Raw genomic sequence first — 24,657 nt, 5'->3', positions numbered from 1 at the left:
ATTGTCAAGTAGTCGTTATGATTTAGTCTTTTTTAGTATTCTTTCTTTCACTTTACGTTGAACCGATAGAGGGATCCTTCGAGCTAACCAGGCCAATTTTTTCGATGCTTTTAGCCTAGCTAAACGATGAAGTATTTTCGCTTCTTTTGTTATCTCTGGTATTTTTTGATTTTCAATAAAAATATTAATGTCAAACGACATATCAATTATTGAGTCTCTTTCTCTTAATGGGAAGCTCAAATACTCTTGGCTGTAAAAGTTTGGACTCGAAAGGTTAGAAAACTGCATCACTTCACTATCAGCAGTATAACTTCCCTCGAGGTAAGCCTCCCAAAAATTAGACCATTGTTGCTCGTTGTAGTCCCAAGGCAAAATAATTGAAGATGAACGTTTAGCTAGCCGTTCTTTAAACGCCCCCAAATCAGAAGCGATGATCACTGCATGACTACGCAGTGCCGCACTCAAAGTATAACTATACGTTTCAGGCCATAAGGCTGGGAACCAAATTACATCAGGTTGTAACTCTCGTATCAGTTCATCTAATTTTTCACTATTATACTGACCGTAAGTAGTAACCGACTTTAAAGGCTTAAATGCGTAGCCCAAAAGGTGGAACTCAATTGGTCTATTAGCCAATGCCATTGCCGCTTGCTCTAATACCTCAGCCCCTTTTTCACGACTTAACGCACCAAGGACTAGTACTTTTAACTTAGAATCTTTTCGCGGTACTGGTTTAATATCATCAATAAATAGATTAGCTTCATTATCCGAATGATAAACAACCCGACCTTGGGGCAAGCTAAAGTAGTTATTAAAACGCTGCTGCACATCAAATGAAGGAAAGATAATGCGTTCAGCAGGAGCCAAAAGTACTTTAGCATTCTCTCGCCAGATTTCGCTGCTAACTGGAATCGGATAATGCTGATGACACAGCTCATCCATATTGTCTTTATCACCACAATAGCGACCGTTAATATCGGTTAAGCTCGGGTTGCCATTAATATGGTAATAATCATGAATCGTTACATCATGTTTAATACCTAAATCGGAAGCTATCCCCCAAATGCGCGTAGGTAGCCCCATTGTGTGATGAAAGTGCACGCGACTGATGTTCAAATACTGTAATAGCTTTATCAAGCTGGCATAATCTAAATCCACATCAATAAAAATATTATCTTGTAATAGTGCACCTGAGATGAAAAAAGATAATTTTACATCAGAGCCTGATGTCGGTTGCAACAACACATAGTTTGCTTTACCTCTTGTAAAACTCGCTAATTGATGAATATGGTCAAGCACTCCGCCTCCCAATCCGTGGGAAACAGCGAGAATATTGGCGGTGCTAGAAAGTGCTAAAAGCTTCATCGTGACTGCTAATCGTGCTCTTTTGGCTGGATCTTGAGCAATAAAATCCATCACATCTGGCTGATAATTTGGGTGTAACTCATTCAAAATCTCAAGTGCTTTTTCTTTACGAGGATCTTGCTCATCTGCAAAGCTCACACCACCTTTGTGGTAAGCAAATACGTTAAGAGCATGTACATTACGCCAACCCGATTTAATCGCGCGTTGACACCAATCGTTTTCCTCTCCATAACCCTTACCGAAGGTCTCTTCATCAAAATACCCCACTTTATCTAAGCAGTCTCGGCGTATATACATACAAAAACCAACGCCTGTTGGAACATCCACGAAATCTGTATTATTCAGAGTTTGAGAAAATAAATTATCGATTTCCACTACCGACAAGTCGGCAAATAAAGTGTTGTCTTCACAAAAATTTGGGAAACTGCAAATCGTTGCATTATTTGAGAAGGGCGTAACTGAGCCTATATTTTCAGCTTGATAAGCTACGGCTTGAATCCGTTCCAACCAATCATTTGCAACTTCAACATCACTGTTAAGTAACAACACGTCATGATTAGTATTTAACTTCATGCCCCGATTTACGGTGGCAACAAAACCTAAATTAACATCATTCTCTAAAAGCTGTATTTTACCTTCAGCACTGAGATTTCTTAAATACTCGGTTAATGCAGGCTCTGGAGAACAATCATTAATAACTATTAAATTTGCCAGATTCATATCTAAGGTAGCTAGCGCTGAAATAATACACTCTGACGTTTCTTCTAAACCTCGGTATACCGGGATAATTACATCAATTTTTGTTTTCATTATGCATCCAATTTACGTTTCATTTTTCGCCAAGTAAAATCGACAGCGCTTAAACTATCTAAATCATCATATTTCTGTTGCAGGGCAGCCAACTCCTGTATAACTTTTGTTAATTGTGCATCCCTTTCTTCTATCACACTGATTGCATGGCCATGAGCAGCCCCTTCTTGCTTAAGCTGGGAGTATAAATTTGCTAACTGTTGATCTCGCTCTTTTACCACAGCAACCGCATGAGCTAACTCTTTTGCTAAATCATTTAACTGCTGATCGCGTTCTTCAACCACAGTTACTGCATAAGAGAGCTCTTCACGTTGTTTATTCAAACATAAATTAAACTCATCAAGCTGTTTGTCTCGTTCATCGATCGTCGCTAACGCAAGGGAATGAGACTGTCCAAGTCGAGTAAGCTTTGCTTCACTATGCTGATGAGCAATTATTTCTCTATTCATAGCAATAAAAGCCTCAGTCAGTGCAACAAGATAAGGCATGTTTTGCTGGCTATGTTGCTGGCATTTCTGTTGATACTCTTGTAACACTCGATCCAAGTCAAAATCGGCAGTGTTCAAAGCATTATATAAGTCATTAGCTAAATTTTTCTGTTGTTCATGGCAATGTTGCCGGCGTAAGTTTGGCTCAACAAAGCCAGATGCAGCGTCAATATTAATAGGTATCGCAAGAGAAAACTGTTGCAATACTTTAGTTAGAAAACGACTGGGATCATTAAGAAAGTCTTCAAACGAAATGATCGTCACAACATCAAACTGCAGCTGACATACCCGTAAACAGCCAAGGGTATGCTCCAGCCAGAGTTGCTGAGCAATCAACACTGGGAGCTTATCTCTTTTATATAAAGAAGCTGCCACCTCGTCAGGCATACGGTTCAAAACGATAACCTTAGTTTCAATTTCAAGGGACTGAAATACATCCAACCAAAATTCTGCCAACACGCACATTCGAGGATCTTTCAAAGCAAAAATAGGCGCACCAGAGAACTCTGTTTCAATGAACGTTATGGCTTGCTGTTTGAACTTAGCTAATTCAAAGAGACCGACATTGCTTAACTCAGCTGCGACATCTAACGAAAACCAACTTTTGCCTAGGTGAGCAAGAATCGCTTCATTAATTTCAACTAAACGCTTGTGTTCCCAGAACCCTTTTTTATTAACATCGGCAACGTCATCAATAAACTCCGTTCCTAAAGGGATCCCCGCTTTTCCGAGCATTCCTGTTAAAGCACTGGTACCACTACGATGCATACCGAGAATCAAAATCGCTATTTGATTTGCCATTGGACCCCTTAAGAAGTAGAAAATCTATATTTATTGCTTATCTGAATATCCTTTCGCAGTATAAATCGAGCCAACAACAGCGCTAATTTATCTGTGAACCCCATTTTTTTATCTTGCCCGGCAAAAATTTCTTGATGAGCAATATCATGCTCAGCAATGTCTAAAAATTCAAATACCCGCTGCAGTGTTGCTTGGTGATGGTGGCGTAGGTCATCGTTATGCAGAATCAGCACTTGTTCAGAATCAAAGCTTTGATAAATAGAATATAATTGCTGCGTATAGCGTCCCCTGTCTAAATAAGAGTGAATTCGCCAAGGGGAATGATCGGCTAACTTATCCTCGCATTCCTTTAAACGTGCAGATTCAATTAAAAAAGCCCTCAACATAGAGCGGTGCTCTAAACCTCTGCGAGACTCCATTTTATAATGTGACACGGCACGATCAACGGGGTCTCTCAGTAACATAATGACTTTTGCATTGTTAGAGTAACTGGCTAAACGCGACATAATGCCTGGTAAATAACAATATATTGGCGTCGCATCGCAGACATAACGTTGCTGTGAATAATGCTGAAGCTTTGCCTGATAAGCCTCATTAATGATATTTTTTTCAACATTTTGCAGTCGCGGGGAGTCAAAAACATGGGCTTCTTTGCCCTCAACTAAGCAAATATCAGGGTGTTGCTGTAGAAAACTAGCTAACGCAGTGGTACCACATTTTTGCCCACCGACAATAAAAAGATTAGGCTTCATCTATTACCTCTGCATGTAATTCAATGCCAAAATCAATCACCCCGGTAGCGTCAGGGTTTTCCTCTACCACCGCAAACATCGCAGCATCCACGCCGCGATGTAAAAACCGCCTCTCACCTTGCACTAAGGCAGAACAGCCACAATTTAAAAAATAGGTACCATTACGCAACAAACAGGGGAACCGAAATCGCACTTCAATCACTTGCCCTTTCGCTACAAATGGTAATCTCTTTTCATGATTTCGCGTGGTAGTAGCCCCTGTAAGCTCTGCACCAGCAACCGTCTTAATCAGCATGCCAAAGCCAACTTCAAAGGCGTCATCAGTGAACTCAACGTGAAAGCAATAATCATACTGATGGCCGGATTGTAGCAAGTTTACCTGTTGCCCAGCCGTATTACGTAATAAAGGTTGTGAAATAAACGCGCCATTTGGCTGGTACCACACTGTTGATGTTGGCACTAAATTATCGTCTAGTTGACCACTGTTATCTTGCTCATCATTGATAATAGCAGCGGGCTCATTACTGATATTTCCGGTTAAAATCTGCTGACGAAATTCATCTCTTTCTGCGCCTTGCATATGCAGTAGCTTGTGATAATTGTGCACCACAGATTTAGGGCTCCCCTCCATCAACATTTCGCCTTTGTCGAGCAGGATCGCCCTATCACATAAATCAATGACTTGGCCTGCGGAGTGAGAAACAAAAAGTAAGGTAACACCTTGTGACTGCAGTTGTTTAATACGAGCGTGACATTTACGCTGAAAGGCATCATCACCAACCGCTAATGCCTCATCAACTATCAACACATCCGGATCAGTATTAATTACCACCGAAAAGGCCAAGCGTAACATCATACCGCTGGAATAGGTCTTAACGGGTCGATCAATAAATTCACCGATAGCTGAAAAAGCTAATATATCATCAAGCTTAGCGTTAATTTCAGCTTCAGTTAAACCTAACAGAGAAGCACTGAAAAATACATTTTCACGACCGGTAAACTCAGGGTTAAAGCCTGAACCTAATTCCAGTAAGGCAGCAACACGTCCTTGCACCTCAACGAGCCCTTCATCAGCGCGCATTACCCCAGTAATAATTTGTAATAGGGTTGATTTACCTGAGCCATTATGTCCAACAATGCCTAGGGTTTCACCTTGATTAGCACTAAAGCTAATGTTCTTTAAGGCATGAAAACGCGCAACTTTTTCTTGACCAAACAACTTATCTTTAATTACTTGAACCGGATTATCAAACATTAAAAAAGATTTAGAAATATGACGAACGCGAATAACCACGATGATTCCAAACTAACAAACAGGGCGGGTATTATGACAAAAGCCAAGAAAAAAAAAAGAGGCGCTAAGCGCCTCTTTCTAATGCAGTATGTTTCGCTCTTAATTAAAGAGTGAAATCTACAACTACACCAGCAACACCTTTAGTACCGTTTTGGATGTCAACACCCACGCCAGATACTTGTTTCTTAATCGCAACTTCACCTTGATTAGTCTCAACTTCGAATAGGAAGCGAGCTTGACGACCAGCGGTAACTGTTACACCTAGGTCTTCTTGGATTAGTTTAGGATCAAGTGTTACTGCACCACCGCTTGGTAGCATAGTAGATAGCGCTTTACGTACTACTAAGTCAGTACCTTCGCCGTTACCGTTTACGTCGTGTGGAGCGTATTCAGTTACTGTTACGAAAATCTTACCACCTGCAGCTGGTAACTTCTTAGAGATGTCACGGATGTAAACTAGGTTAGAAGATGTTGTACCAGTAGTGATAGTGTCAAAACGCATACCGTCACGGTTAACGATGAAGATATCAGCTAATTCAGCAGTAAAATCTTCAAACGTTGCGTTGTCGCTACCTAGAATTGTTGCAGTCGCTTTGTACTTAGACGCTTCAATTGCATCAGTACCGTTAAACGCTAGCATGAAGCCAGTTACGTCTGCAGTAGGGATACCAGCTTGACCTTCTAGAGTACCTGAAGTATCAAGAACCTTAGTTGCCTTACCGTTCGCTAGCTGCCAGCCTAGACCAGCACCAGTGTTATCTTGTAGCTCACCAGTTGCACTTACTTTAGCGCCAGTAAAGTCACCTTCAATAGTAACCTTAACTTTATTCTTTTGAATAAGCTGGTTAGTAGTTAAGTTTTCAACTTTTAGTGCATCGTAAGTGATCTTGTTGTCAGCATCATTTTTAAGCTTTAAGAAGCCTTCTGCAACTTGTGCAATATCTTCTGGAGTAGAAGCTTTTGTTAGCTTGAACAATTTAACAGGGCTAAAGATAGCAGAAGTTGTTACTGGGTCAGATGTGTAAGAAGCATTCTTAAGTGCACCAACCATCAGTTTAATATCGCTTGAGAAGCCATATGCAACGTTGAAGATTTGGTTAGCTTCAGCAAACTTGAAACCAAAGCTTACAGCAGTGTTATCTTGTTTAGAATATAGACGTAAACGCTTACCATCTTGGTCAATTGTGTATTTTAACCAAGTAGCAGTACCATCTGTGTCTGTGTCAAATTGTGCTTCAACATCAGCTTGAGCGTAGCTTAGTGCACCAACTGCACCAAGACCAACAGCATAGTTACCACCGGTTAGAGTAAGGAATTTACGCACGTCACCATCGTTAAACGTTGCTTCACCTTTAATTTCAACAGTTAAAGCACCGTCTAGTAGTAGTTCATTGGCAGGGATACCAACAACAAGAAGTTGTTGAGCAGTTGTCAATGCTAGTACTGGAGCTTTAGTTACTGTCGCAAGTAAAGTAGATGTAGCTGGTGTCATAGATTCAACGCTAACGTCAGCCATTGCTGGTGCAGCGCTAAAGCCTGCAAGGATTGCTGCAGCAATCAGTTTCTTTTGAAACATTGTTTATTTCCTTTTAAAAAAAATTTTTTTTTGGATCCTAGCAATAAAGCTTTGCTCTAATTGCTTTATTTTACCTTGATGCAAATTGCATCAAAATCTAGCTAATGATAAAAAAATATCATCAAACTGAATTCGCACCAAAGCGCGCCACGTTATTTTTATGCTAAATAGCCTGACTGTCAAACGAAGAATACAAAAATTCGGTTAAACTTCAATAAAACACAACGCAGATCGCTTAAATCTCGGTGTCAAGGCTTAATTTATCGACAACTTACTCATAAATAGATTATTTTTTAATCAGTCAGTCACTTTCTGGTTTTCAAGGAGCATCAGAGCCCCCATCTGACAACTTTACAAAAACCATATTAAAACAAAATCTTAGAATAAACCGTAAATAAACAGCAAAAGCAAACATGATCATAATAAGTTAATTAATTTATCAAATAGTTACACAAGTACAATGCCCTTCATTTGACAAATAAGTTCTTACTTACTTGGAACGAGGTCAGTAACACTAAGTGATTCAATCGATTACAATTAGCGCTATGCACTTAAAAGCAAGCTATATCACTGTCCAGAGCGTGGGCTAATACAGCGACCTGATGATAATAATGAAGCTCAGTTGTGCCAAGTAAATGATGATAAACAACGCCTGCCCTTTTAATCACAGTAATGACACGCTAAAATCGCCCTTCTTAATTTAACTCGCTCCTCTCTGGACAAATTTAGCACACTATTTACATTCGCTTAGTGACTGCTTTGGGTGTTTATTTGGGTGTCTAATTTTTTAGCCACTTATTTTGTAACTATGTAGTAGGTAACTATGAAAGGTATTATCTTAGCTGGCGGCAGTGGCACACGCCTTCACCCCGTCACCCTTGCATCGAACAAGCAGCTGCTCCCCGTTTACGACAAACCCATGATTTATTATCCACTCACTACCCTAATGCTATCTGGAATTAGGGATGTGTTGATTATTTCTACACCTCATGATCGCCCGTTATATCAGGCATTATTTGGCACGGGGAAACAGTGGGGACTAAATCTATCATTTGCTGAGCAACCCAGCCCAGATGGCTTAGCTCAGGCTTTTATCATTGGTGAACAATTTATTGGTGATGACAGTGTTTGTTTAGTGTTAGGAGATAATATTTTCTATGGTCATGGACTGGCCGACACCTTACAGCGAGCCGCTAAACGCGAGCATGGTGCAACTGTCTTTGGCTATTATGTGCAAGACCCTGAACGCTACGGTGTGGTTGACTTTGACGCCAATGGTAAAGCCTTGAGTATAGAAGAAAAGCCCGCCCAGCCTAAATCTAAGTATGCTGTCACCGGGTTATACTTTTATGACAATAAAGTTGTTGAGTATGCTAAACAAATCACACCATCACATCGTGGTGAGTTAGAAATTACCGATATAAACAACCTTTATTTACAAGCGGGGACTTTAAATGTCGAACAACTCGGCCGCGGTACCGCTTGGCTTGACACTGGTACCCATGACTCGCTACTCGATGCCGCCAATTTTATTCGCGTAATTGAAAAGCGCCAAGGGCTCAAGGTAGCCTGCCCTGAAGAAGCAGCCTACCGCATGGGCTATATTAATGCAGCCCAGCTAACCGAATTAGCGCAACCGCTCATTAAAAGTGGTTATGGCCAATATTTACTTTCAATAATAGAAGGGCAAGGTTTTCGCGATGCAGATTATTAATACCGCAATTAATGATGTAAAAATTCTGGCGCCTACAGTTTACGGCGATGAACGCGGTTTTTTTATGGAAACATTTCAATTAGAGCGATTTCAGAGAGAAGTAGCACCAGTCAACTTCGTGCAAGACAATCATAGTAAGTCCAAACAAGGTATTTTACGGGGCTTGCATTATCAAACCAAGCACACCCAAGGCAAGTTGGTGCGCGCAGTAGCTGGACAGGTGTTCGACGTAGCGGTGGATATGCGTCAAGACTCAGCCACTTTTGGTGCTTCAGTGGGTGTAATTTTGTCGGCAGAAAACAAACATCAACTTTGGGTTCCACCAGGTTTTGCCCATGGTTTTTATGTATTGTCGGACAGCGCCGAGTTTGTATATAAATGCACTGACTATTATCATCCAGAAAGTGAAGTCTCATTGCTTTGGAATGATCCAACCATTGCGATTGATTGGCCACTACTGTCAGGCGAAGAGCCTGAGCTGTCCCCTAAAGATAAAGCTGGTCTGTTATTCTCTGACGCACCAAAGTTTAATTAATAGCAAATTCGTGGGTGGGGTGTGCTTAGCATTCCAGCGTAATACCAATTATATAAATGCAGTGAGTAAACAATGAACCGAATTTTAATTACAGGTGGAGCCGGTTTTATCGGCGCCAACTTTGCCCATTATTGGCTTTCTAAATATGACAAAGATCATGTTGTAGTACTAGACTCTCTCACTTATGCAGGCAACCCACAAAACCTGAATTCACTGAACAATAATCCAAGGTTTCGCTTTGTTAAAGGCAGCATCAACAGCCAAGAGTTGGTCGAGTATCTATTGCGTGAAGAGAACATTGATACGCTAGTACACTTTGCCGCTGAATCCCATGTTGACAGATCAATCAGCGGACCGGACGCATTTTTAGAAACCAATATAAATGGTACTCATGCACTACTAAAGGCTGCGAAAAATGTCTGGCTAGCTGACCCTGCAAACCCACTGCCTCACCGCTTTCATCACGTAAGTACCGATGAAGTCTATGGTACCTTAGCGCCGAACGATCCACCATTTACGGAAACAACACCCTATGCACCTAACTCACCTTATTCAGCTAGTAAGGCGGCATCGGATCACTTTGTGCGTGCTTATTACGAAACCTACGGTTTGCAAGTGAGCACGAGTAATTGCTCGAATAACTACGGTTTCTATCACTTCCCTGAAAAGCTGATCCCATTATGTTTAACCAATATATTAGATAACAAAGCCTTACCCATTTACGGCGACGGACAACAAATCCGCGACTGGCTATATGTTGAAGACCATTGCCGTGGCATTGATTTAGTTATCAAGCAGGGCAAGGTCGGTGAAACCTATAACATCGGCGGAGTCAATGAGTGGGCAAATATTGATATTGTCAATTTATTATGTGAATTGGTTGACCAGCGTTTTGCACAAAACTCTGCTCTAAAACAACAATTCCCACTTGCTCCTGCAGCTAATGGCCGCTCAAGTAAGTCATTAATTACCTATGTGACCGATCGCGCAGGCCACGACCGCCGCTATGCCGTAGCAACAGATAAAATAAACGCCGAGCTAGGCTATCAACCCGTTGAAACCTTTGCCACGGGAATTGAAAAAACCATTGACTGGTATTTAAATAATGAATCTTGGTGGCGGGCAGTGCAAGATGGTAGTTATCAGCAATGGGGTAAATAAATGCTCAATATTGTAGCCGCACCAATTAAACACCGAACCTTAATTTGGGCAATGGCAAAAAGAGAAATCGCCACAAAATATAAAGGCTCAATTTTGGGCGTGTTTTGGAGCTTTTTAAACCCTCTATTAATGTTAGCGATATACACTTTTGTCTTTAAGTATATTTTTAAATCTAAATGGGGCGTGCCAGAAGGTGCGGTAGAAGTAGACTTTGCCACCTTACTATTTGCTGGCCTACTGTTACACGGCTGGCTAGCGGAAGTGTTTTCTCGCTCTGTTTCTCTTATTATGAATAATGTTAATTTGGTTAAAAAGGTAAAGTTTCCTTTGGAGATTTTACCTTGGGTAACCTTGGTTGCATCGGGTATCCAGCTGGCAATCGGTTTTGTCGTATTGTTTACGTTTATGCTCTACCACAATATTGCAATGCAATGGCAGTTGCTATTGGTACCTTTGTTATTACTACCATTGGCATTCTTTTTACTTGGAGCCTCTTGGCTAACTGCAGCGCTTGGCGTATTTATTCGTGACATAGAGCAATTTATGATTTCTTTCATAACAGTATTACTCTTCACTAGTACGATCTTTTTTTCACTCGATAACGCCCCCGCTCTCATACAACCAATATTGCAATTTAACCCGTTAACAATTCCGGTTGAAGCGTTGCGCAACGCTGCAATTTTTGGTCTTTTTGACAGCTGGGGCAGTTGGACTATTTATTCTGTCGTATCGCTACTATTTATGATATTTGGTTACTACGTATTCAAACGGCTTAAGCCTCTATTTTCCGATGTTTTGTAGCTAATTTACCTATCTAAACTCTATCAAGCCACTCCTACTGGAGTGGTTTTCTGTTAAGATGCGCGTTCAAATAAGGATTCTTTAATGGGCAGCATGAAGTATATTGGTGAGATTCTGATTCAGTTGAATGTGATCACAGAAGCTGAGCTCGACGACACATTGCAGACTCAAAAAAATGAAGGTTTTAAAAGGTTAACGGGTGAAATTTTAATTGCGTCAGGTATTTGCTCTGAGGCTGAAGTATTGCAAGCTTTATCTCAGCAACTCACTTTACCTCTGCTAGATACCGTACTTGCACAGATGGGTGAAGATGATATTGACTTGGTTAGGCCTGTTAGCACTGACCTACCTTTTACTTGGTGGTTAAAAAACGAAGCTTTTCCTTTATTCCTAAAAAAGAACACCCTATTTGTTGCAAAAGAAAACCTGTTTGATGAGTTTGTTGCGGAATCGGTACGCCAGGAACTTGGCTTTGAGTATCAAGTAGTGCTGACTTCCCATTATGAATTCCGCAAACTAGCACAAACCTTAGAAAACCCCGACCATGAAAAGCAGGATATAAGTTCGGGTGAAGAATCCAGCTCAGCCCCCATCATTAAACTAGTCAATAGCGTTATTCAACAAGCCGTTGATGCAAAAGCGTCCGATATTCACTTTGAGGTTTTTCGTGGTGTCTTTCGAGTTCGCATCAGGATCGATGGTGTGTTACAGGAAGTAGACAGACCTAGTTTAGCATTACATGCCGCTGTCATTTCACGGGTGAAGCTAATGGCTGGTTTAGATATTTCAGAAAAACGCCTACCACTAGATGGCCGTATTAGGGTTAAACTTTCCGGTAAAAATATTGATATACGTGTCGCTACGACCCCCACGGTTTATGGTGAAAACGTGGTAATGCGTTTGTTAGTAAACGAGCAGCAAAGTGCTAATCAGCACAAAGAGTTAGCAATGTTTCCTGATCACATGACTGCCATGTACAAGTTAACCGAGAAAAAAGAAGGTATTTTTCTGGTCACTGGTCCAACGGGCAGTGGTAAAACCACTTCTCTTTACACCCTGCTGAGTAAACTAAACGATATAGACACTAAGATCATTACGGTGGAAGATCCGGTCGAATATCAAATGCCTGGTTTAACCCAGATTCAAGTAAATAGTGATATTGGTCTACATTTTTCAACGGTACTGCGTTCGGCTTTGCGTCAAGATCCTGACATTATTTTAATTGGTGAAATGCGTGATAAAGAAACCGCACAAATAGCAGTGCAATCAGCTCTTACTGGTCATTTTGTATTGTCTACCTTACACACCAATAACGCGCCGAGCAGCTTTATTCGCCTAAAAGACATGGGCATTCCAGACTATTTAATTAAGTCCACTGTGGTTGGGATAATGGCGCAACGCTTAGTGCGTCGGTTGTGCTCACATTGTAGTGAAAGCTGTGAAGCTGAAACCCAAAGAGCGAATGATATTGGCTGGCAGAGCGTTAAGTCGCAATGGCCACAATTGTGCGCCGAACAAGATTTATTCAAACGAGCCGTAGGCTGCGATCATTGTAATCATACTGGATATCAAGGCCGATTAGCTATTTTTGAGCTTTTAGTTATTGATAGTCGCCACGGCGATTTTGAGATTGAAAGTAGCAGCTTAACTGCATACGCTAAGCAGCAAAATATGCGAACCCTACGACAAGATGCATTATTACGAGCCGCACTGGGTGAAACCAGCCTTGATGAGATTATGCGAGTGGTGGGCTAAATGTACTTTGAATATGTGGCGAGACAAAAGGACACCAGCTTAATTGATGGCTGGGTGCAAGCTAAATCAAAAGCGCATGCACAGCAGGTGCTTGATGATAGAGGCCTCAATGTTTTAGTTATCAAACGTGGCCTCTCGCGCATCCCACTAACGGTATCACGTGAAGCATTGCTGACCGCATTACGCGAGTTAGCAAGTTTAAGATCCAGCGGCATGCCTTTAGACAAAGCAGTATCTTCACTATCAAAAGTTGCCGAAAGCAAAGTACTAAGGAAAGCATGGACAATGGTACTTGCCAGTTTAGAAAATGGCCTTTCACTATCGGATGCAATGGAAACCTTACCTCATGTATTTCCGCAGTATGTCCCGCCCATGCTGCGATTAGGCGAGGCCAATGGTGATTTACCCAACGCCTTGTATAGCGTTGCTGAGCGCGTTGAGCGAGAAGAGAATTTATTGAGTGAAATGCGCAGCGCATTAACTTATCCCGCTTTTTTACTTTTTATCAGCTTTGCTATTATGTTGTTCCTTTTTTCTTATGTACTCCCTAATTTTAAAAGCATGGTTGAAGGTGGCGGTGGCGATACCGCTTTGGCCAGTTTAATTGCAGTTTCTGATTGGGTTAACAACAATTTCGATTTTATAATTCTGTCTTTATTTATTAGTATTGCACTACTTTGGTACGCACACCATCGAGGGGCATTGCAAGCCAAACTATTTTCGTTGTTAGCCGTATTGCCCATCACCAAACGTTTACTACTAGCATGGGATATTGTGCAATTTTCCAGTAGTATGCAAAGGTTGCTTGATTCTGGCGTTGAGCTAGTTCGCGGGGTTGAGCTTTCGGCCGAAAGCCTCGCCAGTGCTTCGTTAAAAAAACGCTTAGATGATGCCGTGGTAATGGTGAAACAAGGTAGTTCATTGTCAACGGCAATGGCACAATTAAAAGTATTTCCAGACATGGTGCTACAGATGATCAACACAGGTGAATCTGGCGCTAATTTAGGTCAAAGTTTCGGTGAAATAAATACCCTTTACGAGCGCCGCCTGAAATTAGGCTTACACCGTGTGATTACCTTATTAGAGCCTGCGGTTATCGTGATAATGGGTGGTTTAATTGGCTCCATTATGGTGGTTATTATTTCCGGTATTATTTCTGTTAATGAAATTTCTTTTTAAAGGTTAAGTAATATATGAAACGCAATATAAAAGGTTTTACCCTGATCGAAATGTTAGTGGTTTTAGTTTTGATCTCTTTACTGGCTGGCTTAGTTGGGCCGCGCTTATTTCAACAAGTAGGTGGCTCAAAAACAAAAGTAGCGGTAGCGCAAGTAGAACTACTGACCTCAGCTTTGAATACTTACCGCCTTGATGTCGGCGAAGCGCCAACAACCGAGCAAGGCTTGGCTGCATTGATGGTATCCCCAAACGGTACTCGCGGTTGGAACGGTCCTTACCTTACTAAAGAAGTACCAGTAGACCCTTGGAATAAGCCCTATATTTATGAGCTTAAAACAAATGGTGATTTCGCTCTTTATTCACTCGGTCGTGATGGCACGAAAGGTGGCGAAGGCGAAGACCAAGACGTAGGGCTGTTTTAAATAGATATGATGCCTAGTAGCACTATTAAGCTTCAATCCAAGCAAAGCTGTAAGCGAGGCTTCACCTTAATAGAGCTGCTAGTGGTCATGGCATTACTTGGCCTTATTGCCAGTATCGCCGTGCCGAGATTATGGAACCAGCTTGAACAAATGCAACAGCGTCAAGCGATAGAAAAAGTGTGGCTAAATAGTTTTAAAGCGGTAAAAAAAGAGCTGAAAGATGGCCATGCTATTGCGGTGAATGAGGCATTTATGACTGCTCAGCTTAAAGAGGTCAATCAAACTAACTGGCAAGTAAGTGTTCCTACAGACATAGTGTATCGCCCTCACCATGTGACAACGGGGGGGAATATTATATTTAAAATTGACCAAAAAACGCATTGGCAACTTTCAATTTCTCGTCTTGATGGCCAGATAGAACTTTCCAAATTATGAAGCAGAAGGGTTTTACATTAATCGAGGTACTCGTTGCAAGCGTAGTACTGGTTGCACTTTTGTCAGCATTGTTGCCCTTGTTTAATCAATCAGATTTAGCCACCAAACGGGCCATCCAGAGTAATCAGCGAGTATCGATTGAAAGAAACATTTACAACAGCCTTAAGTTTGTTAATCCATATTCCACCCAACAAGGCAATGGTGAGTTAGGCGATGTCACTTATAGTTGGCGTGCTCAAGCCATCACGCCAGAAATTCCTACTCGACTAGACATGCTTGCACTTGATCGTAACCGCCCCGTCCGACTGTACAATATCAGTGTAGAGATTAGCCCTAATGATACTAAAGTTGCAGCTTGGTCTTTTCAGTTTGAATTACTCGGGTGGGAAGTATGAAGCAGCATAAAGGTTTTACCTTAATTGAAATGCTCGTTGCTTTATCTATCTTTTCTGCCGTGATGGGACTAGCATTACTCGCCTTTGAGCAAGGCAGGTTAAACTGGACGCGAAGCTTGCATAGTGGCGAATCTGAATCGAGGGTACTTTATCGAGAACAGTGGCTAAGACTTGCGTTTGAACAGTCTGTCGCGGCTCGGTTTCGCTCGGGCTCTTCACAATCATCACCCTTTTTCTATGGCGACAACGAAAACATGCGTTTTTTATCCTCTGCTCCGATTTTTCAAGGTCCAGGAAAAGTCGCTGCAATAGAGCTACAGATTAAGCGAGTTGATGAACAATGGCAGCTCAGATACCGTGAAAAGCTTGGCGCAGATCCACAGCGGGGGCTTTACATGGCAGAGGTAGACTGGTTTCCTTTACTCACTAATTTGAAATCCATTGAGTTCAGCTACGAAGGCGATATTCACGCCCCATTTAATGACTCAATATCGAGCATTCCTCAAGGCAAACAAGCCTATTACCGTGATCAGCCTGCTTGGTTGAGCAAATTTGAAAGTGAATACGAAGAAAGTATACCTCGGCGGGTAAAAATACGATTCATTGACCAAAACAGTCAGATTTTTGAATGGGTTTTCACACTAAACCATCACTCGAATGTATTGGAACCAGCTTACACTCCAGGGACTTCGTCATGAATAAGATGTCAGGCGCGGTGTTACCTCTAACCTTAGTTATTTTAGCCATTTTAACCATAATGGCGCTAACGCTAACTCAAAAATCAAATGGATATTTAGACCAAGCTATTGAATATAAAAAACAATGGCAAGCAGAAATACAAATCCATAATGCAGAACAACGGGTACTATTAACGTTAATATCAGGCCATTTTTCGCCGGGTTCAATAACGTTAGGTAATACTAACCTTCCTATTTATAGCGAACCCTATGTGTTAAGTAATGATGTTGAAGTTAAAGTACAAGATGAAGCAGGACTAATTAATATTTTACACGCATCATCTAAAACCGTGGTGCGCTTACTTAATAACCTAGGTTATAGTGAGCAAGCTACTGATATTACAAACGAAGCCTTTGCATGGCAGTCTCCGCTGCGAACCATACCAGTGCAATTACCTCTGTCTGCTAGAAATCTACCATTTCGTAGCGAAGACGAGTTATTAGAGTTGCCCAGTATGAAACCAGATTATTTTAATGGTAAACAAGATGGCACTCTGCCAATCAAAGATTACTTACTAGTATCCGGCCCCGGCTGGATGAACTATGCAGCCATGCCTGAACAGGTACTGACCGCAACCTTAAGTTTAAATTTAAATGAATTGGATCGTATAAAAGAACTAAGGGCACGTAATAAATGGGACGAGCTAAAACCTATTTTTAGGGGTTACGGCATGTACGGTGAAGGGTTAGAATTTTCACCTAGTCCAAATTTTATTGTCAATTTCAGCTATAAGGGCTATCGCGCCAAAGGCAGCTATAAAATGCTCTCTGCAAGCCATTATTTATATGAAAAACGAATCTGGAATTTCCCTAAGCAGGATAGATTTTAACTAATGAAATTTTCACTTCAATCTACATACATATGTCGCCTAGGGGAGCATGGGCAAATAGACAACCTCCCGACACTATTAAAACCATTAGATCGTGTAATAGTGCTCATTCCTCAGTCTAAAGCGCTCTATAGAGAGCTGTCATACGATAGAGAGTATGTATCAAAAGCTGAACTTGAAGAATGTGTTGATAATGATTTACGGCAAGTTTCGCCTTGGCCTGTTTACGGGAAGTATTTCTTAACCCACAAAGGGGAGCAAAAATGGTCTGTTAAGGTTTGGATTTGGTCTCATTTTGAGCTTGAATCGGCTACCCACATGATTCCAGAAATGGCCTTCAAGTTAGGGTGCCTAAAACCGGGCACACTATTGTGTTGGAAAGATAGCGAGACCTTGTTTGCCGCCCTGCGCCAAAATGATGGCCCAGCGGCGAATATATGGAATCTAAGCCAACATCATCAACAGCGCCGCTTTTTAAGCTGGCTAAGCCAAAGCAATGGGATAGATAGTGTTTATTATGATGAAATTTCAGCCCTTGATTACATTGATCTTCCGCTGTCTGATTCCAAGAAAACAACACCCGATTTCAATTGGTTAAAAGCGGCCCAAAAAGAAAATGCCATTGATATATCCTCTCCTTGGGGGCTCCGCACCTTGTGGTCAGGATTAGCTACCTTAATGATGGTATGGATACTGGCAACATTCGGTTTAATTTTTTGGCAGACAACCAGTTTAGACCAAGGAGTTGAATCCGATGCTTTACAATTGCAACAGCTACAACGCCAGCGCAGTGAACTAGCCATCTACCAAAAGCGCGTTGACGCACTCATTACCGAGTTTTCTTCACAACAAAAGTTAACCCATGTTCTCGATTCACTATCAAAAGAGTTACCACAAAACGTGGTATTATCTCGCATCGCTTTTAAAGATAATAAAATGGAGCTAGATGGCGTAGCGCAAAGTACCAACGGTTTGCTTGAAGCACTCGAAAAGATGGACAGTGTTAGCTCGGCAAAATTTATCAGCGATATCGTCAAAACAAAAGAAGACAAACAACGCTTTTCTCTTGAGCTTATTTTGAAGCGAGGATCCCATGGCATTTGAAGCGCTAAAACAAACGCTCGCGACCAATGAACTACAAGCCGAATTAGACAAACCTATTGTACAATGGGGGCTGTTCTTATCACTTTGCATTGTCCTATGGGCTTTATTTTTTCAACCCATATTGGATTGGCGTTCAGCTAGCATAGACGAAATATCTCAGGCGCAATTGCAACGTTCAAAAGAAAAAAGTCTCCTTAATTCTCAGTTGCAACTGCAAAAGTCCTTAGGCGAATATAAAAACTGGCTTACCTTGAGCGATAAAGCTTACTTACAAGGGCGTTCAGAGGGTTCAGCCACCTCTAATTTAGTGGTGATTTTAGAAAAAAAATTCAAACCTCTTGCAATAACCTTCTCATCTCGCCGGTTTGTTCCCGCAAAGGTGATACCTTGGGTTGGCGAAAAAATAGAAACACGCTGGGTCCTAAAAGGCAATGCGGATAACCTGATCGATTTTATGCATCAAGTCGCTGGACACAGCCCCGAGTTATTAGTGATAGATCAAGCTGAATTTAGACGAGTGACTAGTGAACAGTTTGAATTATCTGTTAATATCTACGCTTTTAAAGCTATGTCAGAAAAAAACCTGCTAAGTGAAAGTAACAGGCTAGAGGCTTTACAGTGAGCAGTAAATTAATTTCCAGCATTCTTTACTCAGTCGGTATTACACTGATTTTGTTTGTCGTTTATAGTGATTACCAGACCTTGAGCAACACCAACCAAGCAAACTCAAGGCAGTATGATTTACCGCCCAAATACACTAATAGTCAGTACACCAAGCCAACCGCTAACTTATTTGTAAGTAACCGAGAATGGCGCCAAAGTGGTCAAAGAGAAGACCTTCAGAACAACAATATTACTGAGCCAGTTGAGCAAAAAAATGCTGGTGAATGGTTTTTAAGGGCCATAGTGTTGCAGCAAGGTAGATACATGGCTTGGATTGAACGGCCTGGACTCACCCCACTTCACCAAGGCTATGGTGAGGGGGATAAGCTGCCTAATGATATGCAAATAAAAACCATCGATAAAAATTCGATAACAGTTACAGAAACCGGGTCGGATGAGCCAACACTCACTCGACTATTCCCAATTAAGTAGAAATAAGTGCCTGAATAAATGAAGTTTAAAACAACGTGTAATATTCTATTACCCATGACTCTACTATGGGGTTGCGTGACGACAACACCAACAATCAATAAAACGATTGAATTGGAACGCGATATTTCAACTGAAAGTACGGTACTTGAAGCTCAGGAAGCTGCTGCACAACAAGCAACAACAAGCCCAGCCACTCAAAGTAAGATCATTAAGCCAGCGCCTTTACTGCGGGCTTCGCAACAGTTGTCGAATACCGCCAGCTTAGTTTTACCCACTGGTGAATTAACAATCAATGCCGAGCAAATGTCTTTACCTGCATTTGTTAATTTGGCATTAGGGGAAGTATTAAACCTTAACTACGGTGTTGACCCAGACGTTTCCGAAAGCAAGGCAAAAGTGACATTGCGGGTGAATGAGCCTGTTGCGTCAGACCGTTTATTAGGACTTGTAGAAGAAGTTTTGCAGCTGAATGGCGTATCGCTACTTGATAACAACGGTTTTATTAATGTGGTTCCTAATTCAAAATCGGAAAGTAGAGCCGCTGAATTTGTTAATGACACCCTCGCCCCTAAACTCCGTTATGGTAAAGTTGTGGAAATAGTCCCGGTCTACTATTTAGCCCTAACGGAGGCCAGTCAGGTTGCGCAAAAACTATTAGCGCCCAGCGGGGGTACCGTTTTGATGCAACTAAACCTCAACTCATTAGTGGTAATAGCCAAACGCAGTGAGATTGAGAAGTTATATGAAATGCTCGATCGGTTAGATATGCCTGCGGCCTCAGGCGCTTTTTTAACCACCATTCGCCCGGCATATGTTCCGGTGGAAGATATTATTCCAGATTTGGTTCAAGCACTTAAAGCGGCCAGTATTCCTGTTACCATTAATGAAGGTAATCGTGGTGTCATTTTATATCCGTTGAGTAACAACTCTTTTATCATCGCCTCGGCAACCAAGCCATGGCTCAACTATGCCCAATCTTGGGTTCGCCAGTTAGACAAGCCCTTGCCAACTCAAAGTGGCAGCGACGGTATTTACACTTACTTTATGAAAAACACTAGTGCGGGGGATGTATATCCCGTTATTTCTCAAGTATTTGGCGACAACAACAGCTCATCTTCTAACGATACTAGTGAGCAAGCTCCCACCGGTCAGCGCTCTGCAACAGGCGCAGCACGTGAGGCTAGTCTTAGCATATCGAGCATTAACGCTGATTACAAAGAGCCAAGCAAAGGCAAATCAGCCACTGGTGCCATTGTTAGTGAAAATTATCGCATAGTGGTAGATGATACGCGTAACTCACTTATTTTTGTTGGTAAATACCAAGATTACAAACGCGTATTAGACCTACTTGAAGTGATTGACCGCCGTCCCCGTCAGGTGTTACTTGAAGCATTAATCCTTTCGGTAGAGGTAACTGACGATTTCGAATTTGGTACCAGCTTTAAAGTGGGCACTAACATCACGCGGGGCGACCGCTCTATTCAATTTAATGGTGATGAACTGAGATTGGCTGGCGTATTTAACAATGTGGATGCGAGCCTAACCGCAAAATTAGCCAAAGGTAATAGCAAAGTAATATCTAACCCAAGGCTGATAGCGATGGATCAAGAAAGCGCTAAGATCAACGCTGGTACACAAATATCAGTTCAGACCGGTGAAGTTGATAGCTCCAATGGTGGTGACAGCGTATCTAAGTCTTATACTTATATTGATGTTGGGGTGACCCTAGAAATAACACCATCCATCAATGAATCCGGTGTTGTTGAGCTAGATATAGCCCAAGAAGTAAGTGAGCAAGGCGCAGCTGTTGGTCCCAATCCCTCAATAAACCGAAACTCGATTCAAACCAAAGTGGCAGTGGAGAGCGGACAAACTATTTATATGGGCGGGTTAATCAGAAAATCTGAAATAAAAGAGACCAAAAAGGTACCACTTTTAGGTGATATCCCGGGTATTGGCTTACTATTTCAAAATATGACAGAAGGCCAAAAGATGAGTGAAATGGTAATGCTAATTACACCTCATATTCTTTATAACCGAGAAGATGCTGACTTTTATACCAATCAATTCAAAGCGATTTCAGGTTGGGAGCCGGTGGTGAGTGAATAGGTGATGGCTTAATTGTATTTTAAACACCTTAATTGGCCATCACACTCAATCACAAGGCGCTAAACAACGAATGAATAGAATTGATAACCTCGATGCTTTGAGGGCTTTAGCGGCCTTGTCGGTATTTTTTTACCATATTGCAGAAGTTGCAGGAAACCCCTTCCATAACTTTTTTAACATGGGGGGGATAGGAGTTGACCTTTTCTTTGTTCTCAGCGGTTTTTGTATCGGCATGTCTGTCATTCGAAGCCAAGAATGGTGCTGGAAAAATTTCGCCAGAAAAAGGTTTTTACGACTGGCTCCTGCCTATTATTTTTCCATATTAATAATTGTGTTGTTAGTAATGCCAGAGTTGCTATTCAATAGAACTGGTTATCTGGATATATTCACGCATTTAACATTTATTCACACCTATAGTTACCAAACTCATGGCAGCATTAACGGCGTTTATTGGAGCTTAGGTGTCGAAGCTTCTTTCTATGTTTTAATGGCATTATCGGCCGTTTTTTTAAGGGACAGCCGAAAAATATGGCCGACGTTAGCACTTTGGATCATCATATCTTGGACATGGCGTTACATCATCGCCACCGAGATAGAAGCCATCCCCATTTACAAATTTATTTTATCAACACAACTTATCGGCACCTTAGATGCTTTTGCATTTGGTGTAATAGTTGCCAAATTAACGACTATTGAGCGAATTTCAAGCAAACTGTTCCAGCCGAATCCAGCACTGGCTTTATTGATTGGTTCCCTTATTTTACTCTATCAATATCAAAACTTTGCCGGCTCTCCGATCTATTGGGACAGTGCAAAGCACACGGTTTTATTCCGATCGATGCTAGCGTTTACTTTCTCCCTGTTGATCATTGCGTTTATTGGCTGCTCGCAAATTAAGTTCCTGACCCAAACGATGCATTATTCAGGGTTACTTTACTTAGGTAAAATTAGTTTCGGGATCTATCTTTTTCACTTACCCTTGATGCGAATAATGACAGACAAGGGCCTTTTTAACTCCGATAGTAACTACTATGCGGGTTTTGTTTGCTTGCTATTTACCATTATTTTCGGCTCACTTTCTTATCACTTAGTCGAAAAACGATTTTACCCCAGATTGACAAAGATAGCGTAATTGAACAGTTTCAAAGCCTGTCAGTGTGGCACTCTGCCACACTAGGGTCTGTTGATCTTTGCTGGTTGATTTTTGCTCGAGAGGGGGCACCTTGTCTAAAAGCGTTTTGAGCAAGGCGAGCAGTGTGTAGCTTAGCATTCTAAGTAAATACTGCTCAACGATGGGCAAAACGCTTTTAGCCGAATCCGTAGGACAACGTTTGTTGGTCATTTCTACTGCGTTAGCGCCTTTTCGCGTAGTTCACTATGCCACAAAGGAGCTGGCCACAACGAACGTTTTGTATAAATACCCAACAATTCGCTGTAAAAACAATCACGAAAGATCAACAGACCCGAGTTACTCATCGCACGAACTGCGCACTACCACACCAAAAAGTAGCTATAAAATCTAATAATTTTATTTAAACATAATTTCAGATAGCATCCGTTCAACTCCGATAGCCCAGTCGGGCAACTCTAAATCAAATGTTTGCTTAAACTTGCTGGTGTCTAACCGGGAGTTATGTGGACGTTTTGCTGGGGTGGGGAACGCACTGGTAGGTACGCCCTTTATTTCAGTAACAGCGAGTGTGATTCCTGCTTCACGGGCTTTACTAAATACCAATTTCGCGTAGTCATACCAAGTAGTGCTACCCGCAGCAACTAAATGATAAAGTCCAGCGACTTCCGGCTTACTCTTAGCAATACGGATCGCATGAGCGGAACAGTCAGCCAATAACTCCGCACCCGTTGGTGCACCAAACTGGTCATTAATTATTGACATATCACTGCGCTCCTGGCCAAGACGTAACATCGTTTTGGCAAAATTAGCCCCTCGTGCAGCATAAACCCAGCTAGTACGAAAAACGAGATGACGCGAACAAAGTGCTGCCGCATGCTCCCCTGCTAATTTAGTCTCACCATAAGTGTTAAGTGGCGACGTTTGATCCGTTTCAACCCAAGGTTGCTCACCACTACCGTCAAAAACGTAGTCCGTTGAATAATGCACTAACCAAGCACCTAATTTATTTGCTTCTAATGCAATACTCTTAACACTGGTGGCGTTGAGTAATTCAGCGAATGATTTTTCACTTTCAGCCTTATCAACTGCTGTGTGGGCTGCGGCATTAACGATAACATCCGGCTTAACTAAACGAACAGTCTCTGCCACACCGGCAGGATTACTGAAGTCACCACAATAGTCTGTTGAGTCAAAATCAACGGCCGTAAGGTGCCCTAATGGAGCTAATGAACGTTGCAACTCCCATCCTAATTGACCATTTTTACCAAATAATAGAATCTTCATTACATACACTCTCCATCATTTTGCTCAACCTCAAGTTGGTCAGCATTACTGTTAAAATTGTTACTCATACCACTTAACAAGAAGTTAGTTTTCGGGGGGAGTTACCCTGTGAGCATTGATTACATGGCATCGATCATAACTCGGATGCGCTACGACATGAATGATTAGTTGATTTTACAGCGTATTTTATAGTAGTGACATACTTTAAAGGAAGGGTGAACATATGCTCAAACCATTCTTAATCTGGGCGCAATTGTTTATCCCATGCAACATAGCGGTTATAATCGGCTAATATTCTAGGAAGATATAACAACAAGCCTGTAAAGGCATGACAACATTGGAGCAAATTGTGAGTAAATTTCAACACTTATTAACACTTCGTCAGCTAGCTATTGCCACCTTAGCCGTGTTCTCAACACTCAGCTTTGCTACCAGCGCAGACATGTCAGATGAAGCCATTGCAGATCGCATAAAACCTGTTGGTGATGTTTACCTTGATGGCGAGTTACCAGACGTAGCCCCCGCAACTGAAGCAGTAGCAGATGCAGGCCCACGTGATGGCGCCACGGTTTACAATACAAAATGTATGGCTTGTCATGCTACTGGCGCAGCTGGTGCACCAATTAAAGGTGATGCAGGCTTGTGGGCCCCACGCATTGCTCAAGGCAAAGAGACACTTTACACTCATGCGATCAATGGCTTTAATGCCATGCCTGCCAAAGGTACTTGTATGGATTGTTCTGATGATGAAATCAAAGCCGCTGTTGATTTTATGATTAGCGGTCTATAACAACCCCATATTCGGTGTAGGAGATGTATGGACTCCTCCCCACGCGGGAGATACGGTATAAATAAATCGACGAAAAATTACTTTACCAAGGGA

General features: G+C 41.7%; 23 protein-coding genes. 17 read left to right on the top strand and 6 right to left on the bottom strand.

The genetic code is table 11. The features are described from left to right. Positions 1-15: 15 nt before the first annotated feature. From Q4519_RS17270 to Q4519_RS17250, 5 genes are all read right to left on the bottom strand, one after another. Positions 16-2,175, bottom strand: coding sequence for a glycosyltransferase (locus Q4519_RS17270; protein WP_303514398.1), 2,160 nt, complete (start codon positions 2,173-2,175; stop codon positions 16-18). After that, the gene (locus tag Q4519_RS17265) at positions 2,175-3,464 is read right to left on the bottom strand and encodes a sulfotransferase family protein (RefSeq protein WP_303514395.1); all 1,290 of its coding nucleotides are present in this window, start codon (positions 3,462-3,464) and stop codon (positions 2,175-2,177) included. Before Q4519_RS17265 ends, Q4519_RS17270 begins: the two co-directional genes overlap by 1 nt. Positions 3,465-3,472: 8 nt before the next feature. Next, positions 3,473-4,216 (bottom strand): sulfotransferase, encoded by a 744-nt coding sequence (locus Q4519_RS17260; protein ID WP_303514392.1) that lies wholly within the window; start codon positions 4,214-4,216, stop codon positions 3,473-3,475. Beyond that, entirely contained in the window at positions 4,206-5,510 is a 1,305-nt protein-coding gene (locus Q4519_RS17255; protein WP_303514389.1) for an ABC transporter ATP-binding protein, read from the bottom strand. Before Q4519_RS17255 ends, Q4519_RS17260 begins: the two co-directional genes overlap by 11 nt. A 103-nt stretch (positions 5,511-5,613) precedes the next feature. Then, positions 5,614-7,086 carry a hypothetical protein gene (locus Q4519_RS17250; RefSeq protein WP_303514387.1) on the bottom strand — a complete coding sequence of 491 codons (1,473 nt, stop codon included), beginning with the start codon at positions 7,084-7,086 and terminating at the stop codon, positions 5,614-5,616. 823 nt (positions 7,087-7,909) lie between these two features. Between Q4519_RS17250 and rfbA the strand changes: the two genes are divergently transcribed. The 16 genes from rfbA to Q4519_RS17170 all read left to right on the top strand — a co-directional run bounded on the left by rfbA (position 7,910) and on the right by Q4519_RS17170 (position 22,490). Beyond that, positions 7,910-8,800, top strand: a complete 891-nt coding sequence (rfbA, locus tag Q4519_RS17245) for a glucose-1-phosphate thymidylyltransferase RfbA (protein WP_303514384.1) — start codon at positions 7,910-7,912, stop codon at positions 8,798-8,800. Continuing rightward, positions 8,787-9,335 carry a dTDP-4-dehydrorhamnose 3,5-epimerase gene (rfbC, locus tag Q4519_RS17240; protein ID WP_303514383.1) on the top strand — a complete coding sequence of 183 codons (549 nt, stop codon included), beginning with the start codon at positions 8,787-8,789 and terminating at the stop codon, positions 9,333-9,335. The genes rfbA and rfbC overlap by 14 nt, the downstream gene beginning before the upstream one ends. 72 nt (positions 9,336-9,407) lie before the next feature. Next, positions 9,408-10,496, top strand: a complete 1,089-nt coding sequence (gene rfbB, locus Q4519_RS17235; RefSeq protein ID WP_303514382.1) for a dTDP-glucose 4,6-dehydratase — start codon at positions 9,408-9,410, stop codon at positions 10,494-10,496. Continuing rightward, a complete protein-coding gene (locus Q4519_RS17230) occupies positions 10,497-11,297 on the top strand; it encodes an ABC transporter permease (RefSeq protein WP_232803350.1) in 801 nt (266 codons plus the stop codon). A gap of 84 nt (positions 11,298-11,381) precedes the next feature. Beyond that, on the top strand, positions 11,382-13,052 hold the full coding sequence (locus Q4519_RS17225; protein WP_232803349.1) for a GspE/PulE family protein: 1,671 nt from the start codon (positions 11,382-11,384) through the stop codon (positions 13,050-13,052). After that, positions 13,053-14,231, top strand: coding sequence for a type II secretion system F family protein (locus Q4519_RS17220; RefSeq protein ID WP_232803348.1), 1,179 nt, complete (start codon positions 13,053-13,055; stop codon positions 14,229-14,231). Positions 14,232-14,245: 14 nt separating this feature from the next. Then, complete coding sequence (gspG, locus tag Q4519_RS17215; RefSeq protein WP_303514380.1) at positions 14,246-14,653, top strand: type II secretion system major pseudopilin GspG; 408 nt, start codon at positions 14,246-14,248, stop codon at positions 14,651-14,653. A 9-nt stretch (positions 14,654-14,662) separates the two neighbouring features. Further along, positions 14,663-15,088, top strand: a complete 426-nt coding sequence (locus Q4519_RS17210; RefSeq protein ID WP_303514378.1) for a prepilin-type N-terminal cleavage/methylation domain-containing protein — start codon at positions 14,663-14,665, stop codon at positions 15,086-15,088. Continuing rightward, entirely contained in the window at positions 15,085-15,483 is a 399-nt protein-coding gene (locus tag Q4519_RS17205; protein WP_303514377.1) for a prepilin-type N-terminal cleavage/methylation domain-containing protein, read from the top strand. Before Q4519_RS17210 ends, Q4519_RS17205 begins: the two co-directional genes overlap by 4 nt. Beyond that, positions 15,480-16,181, top strand: a complete 702-nt coding sequence (locus Q4519_RS17200; RefSeq protein ID WP_303514376.1) for a type II secretion system protein J — start codon at positions 15,480-15,482, stop codon at positions 16,179-16,181. The genes Q4519_RS17205 and Q4519_RS17200 overlap by 4 nt, the downstream gene beginning before the upstream one ends. Beyond that, positions 16,178-17,050 carry a hypothetical protein gene (locus Q4519_RS17195; RefSeq protein WP_232803343.1) on the top strand — a complete coding sequence of 291 codons (873 nt, stop codon included), beginning with the start codon at positions 16,178-16,180 and terminating at the stop codon, positions 17,048-17,050. The genes Q4519_RS17200 and Q4519_RS17195 overlap by 4 nt, the downstream gene beginning before the upstream one ends. A 3-nt stretch (positions 17,051-17,053) precedes the next feature. Then, positions 17,054-18,154, top strand: a complete 1,101-nt coding sequence (locus Q4519_RS17190) for a PilN domain-containing protein (RefSeq protein WP_303514374.1) — start codon at positions 17,054-17,056, stop codon at positions 18,152-18,154. Beyond that, positions 18,144-18,776: a hypothetical protein gene (locus tag Q4519_RS17185; RefSeq protein ID WP_232803341.1), complete on the top strand. Its 633-nt coding sequence runs from the start codon at positions 18,144-18,146 to the stop codon at positions 18,774-18,776. The genes Q4519_RS17190 and Q4519_RS17185 overlap by 11 nt, the downstream gene beginning before the upstream one ends. Then, entirely contained in the window at positions 18,773-19,249 is a 477-nt protein-coding gene (locus Q4519_RS17180; RefSeq protein ID WP_232803340.1) for a hypothetical protein, read from the top strand. Before Q4519_RS17185 ends, Q4519_RS17180 begins: the two co-directional genes overlap by 4 nt. An 18-nt stretch (positions 19,250-19,267) precedes the next feature. Further along, positions 19,268-21,358, top strand: coding sequence for a secretin N-terminal domain-containing protein (locus Q4519_RS17175; protein WP_232803339.1), 2,091 nt, complete (start codon positions 19,268-19,270; stop codon positions 21,356-21,358). A gap of 70 nt (positions 21,359-21,428) precedes the next feature. Beyond that, the gene (locus Q4519_RS17170; RefSeq protein ID WP_303514373.1) at positions 21,429-22,490 is read left to right on the top strand and encodes an acyltransferase; all 1,062 of its coding nucleotides are present in this window, start codon (positions 21,429-21,431) and stop codon (positions 22,488-22,490) included. Positions 22,491-22,886: 396 nt separating this feature from the next. On the opposite strand, the gene rfbD is transcribed toward Q4519_RS17170, so the two are convergent. Further along, positions 22,887-23,774 (bottom strand): dTDP-4-dehydrorhamnose reductase, encoded by an 888-nt coding sequence (gene rfbD / locus Q4519_RS17160; protein WP_303514371.1) that lies wholly within the window; start codon positions 23,772-23,774, stop codon positions 22,887-22,889. Positions 23,775-24,102: 328 nt separating this feature from the next. Here rfbD and Q4519_RS17155 point away from each other — a divergent pair, with 328 nt between their 5' ends. Further along, on the top strand, positions 24,103-24,564 hold the full coding sequence (locus tag Q4519_RS17155) for a cytochrome c5 family protein (RefSeq protein ID WP_232803690.1): 462 nt from the start codon (positions 24,103-24,105) through the stop codon (positions 24,562-24,564). Positions 24,565-24,657 lie beyond the last annotated feature (93 nt).

This window comes from Motilimonas sp. 1_MG-2023 (genome assembly GCF_030547455.1).
In the GTDB taxonomy this organism is placed as follows: Bacteria; Pseudomonadota; Gammaproteobacteria; order Enterobacterales; family CBDFNC01; genus Motilimonas.
Note: the sequence above shows the minus strand (reverse complement) of the source record. Positions and strands in the feature narration are given on the sequence as shown.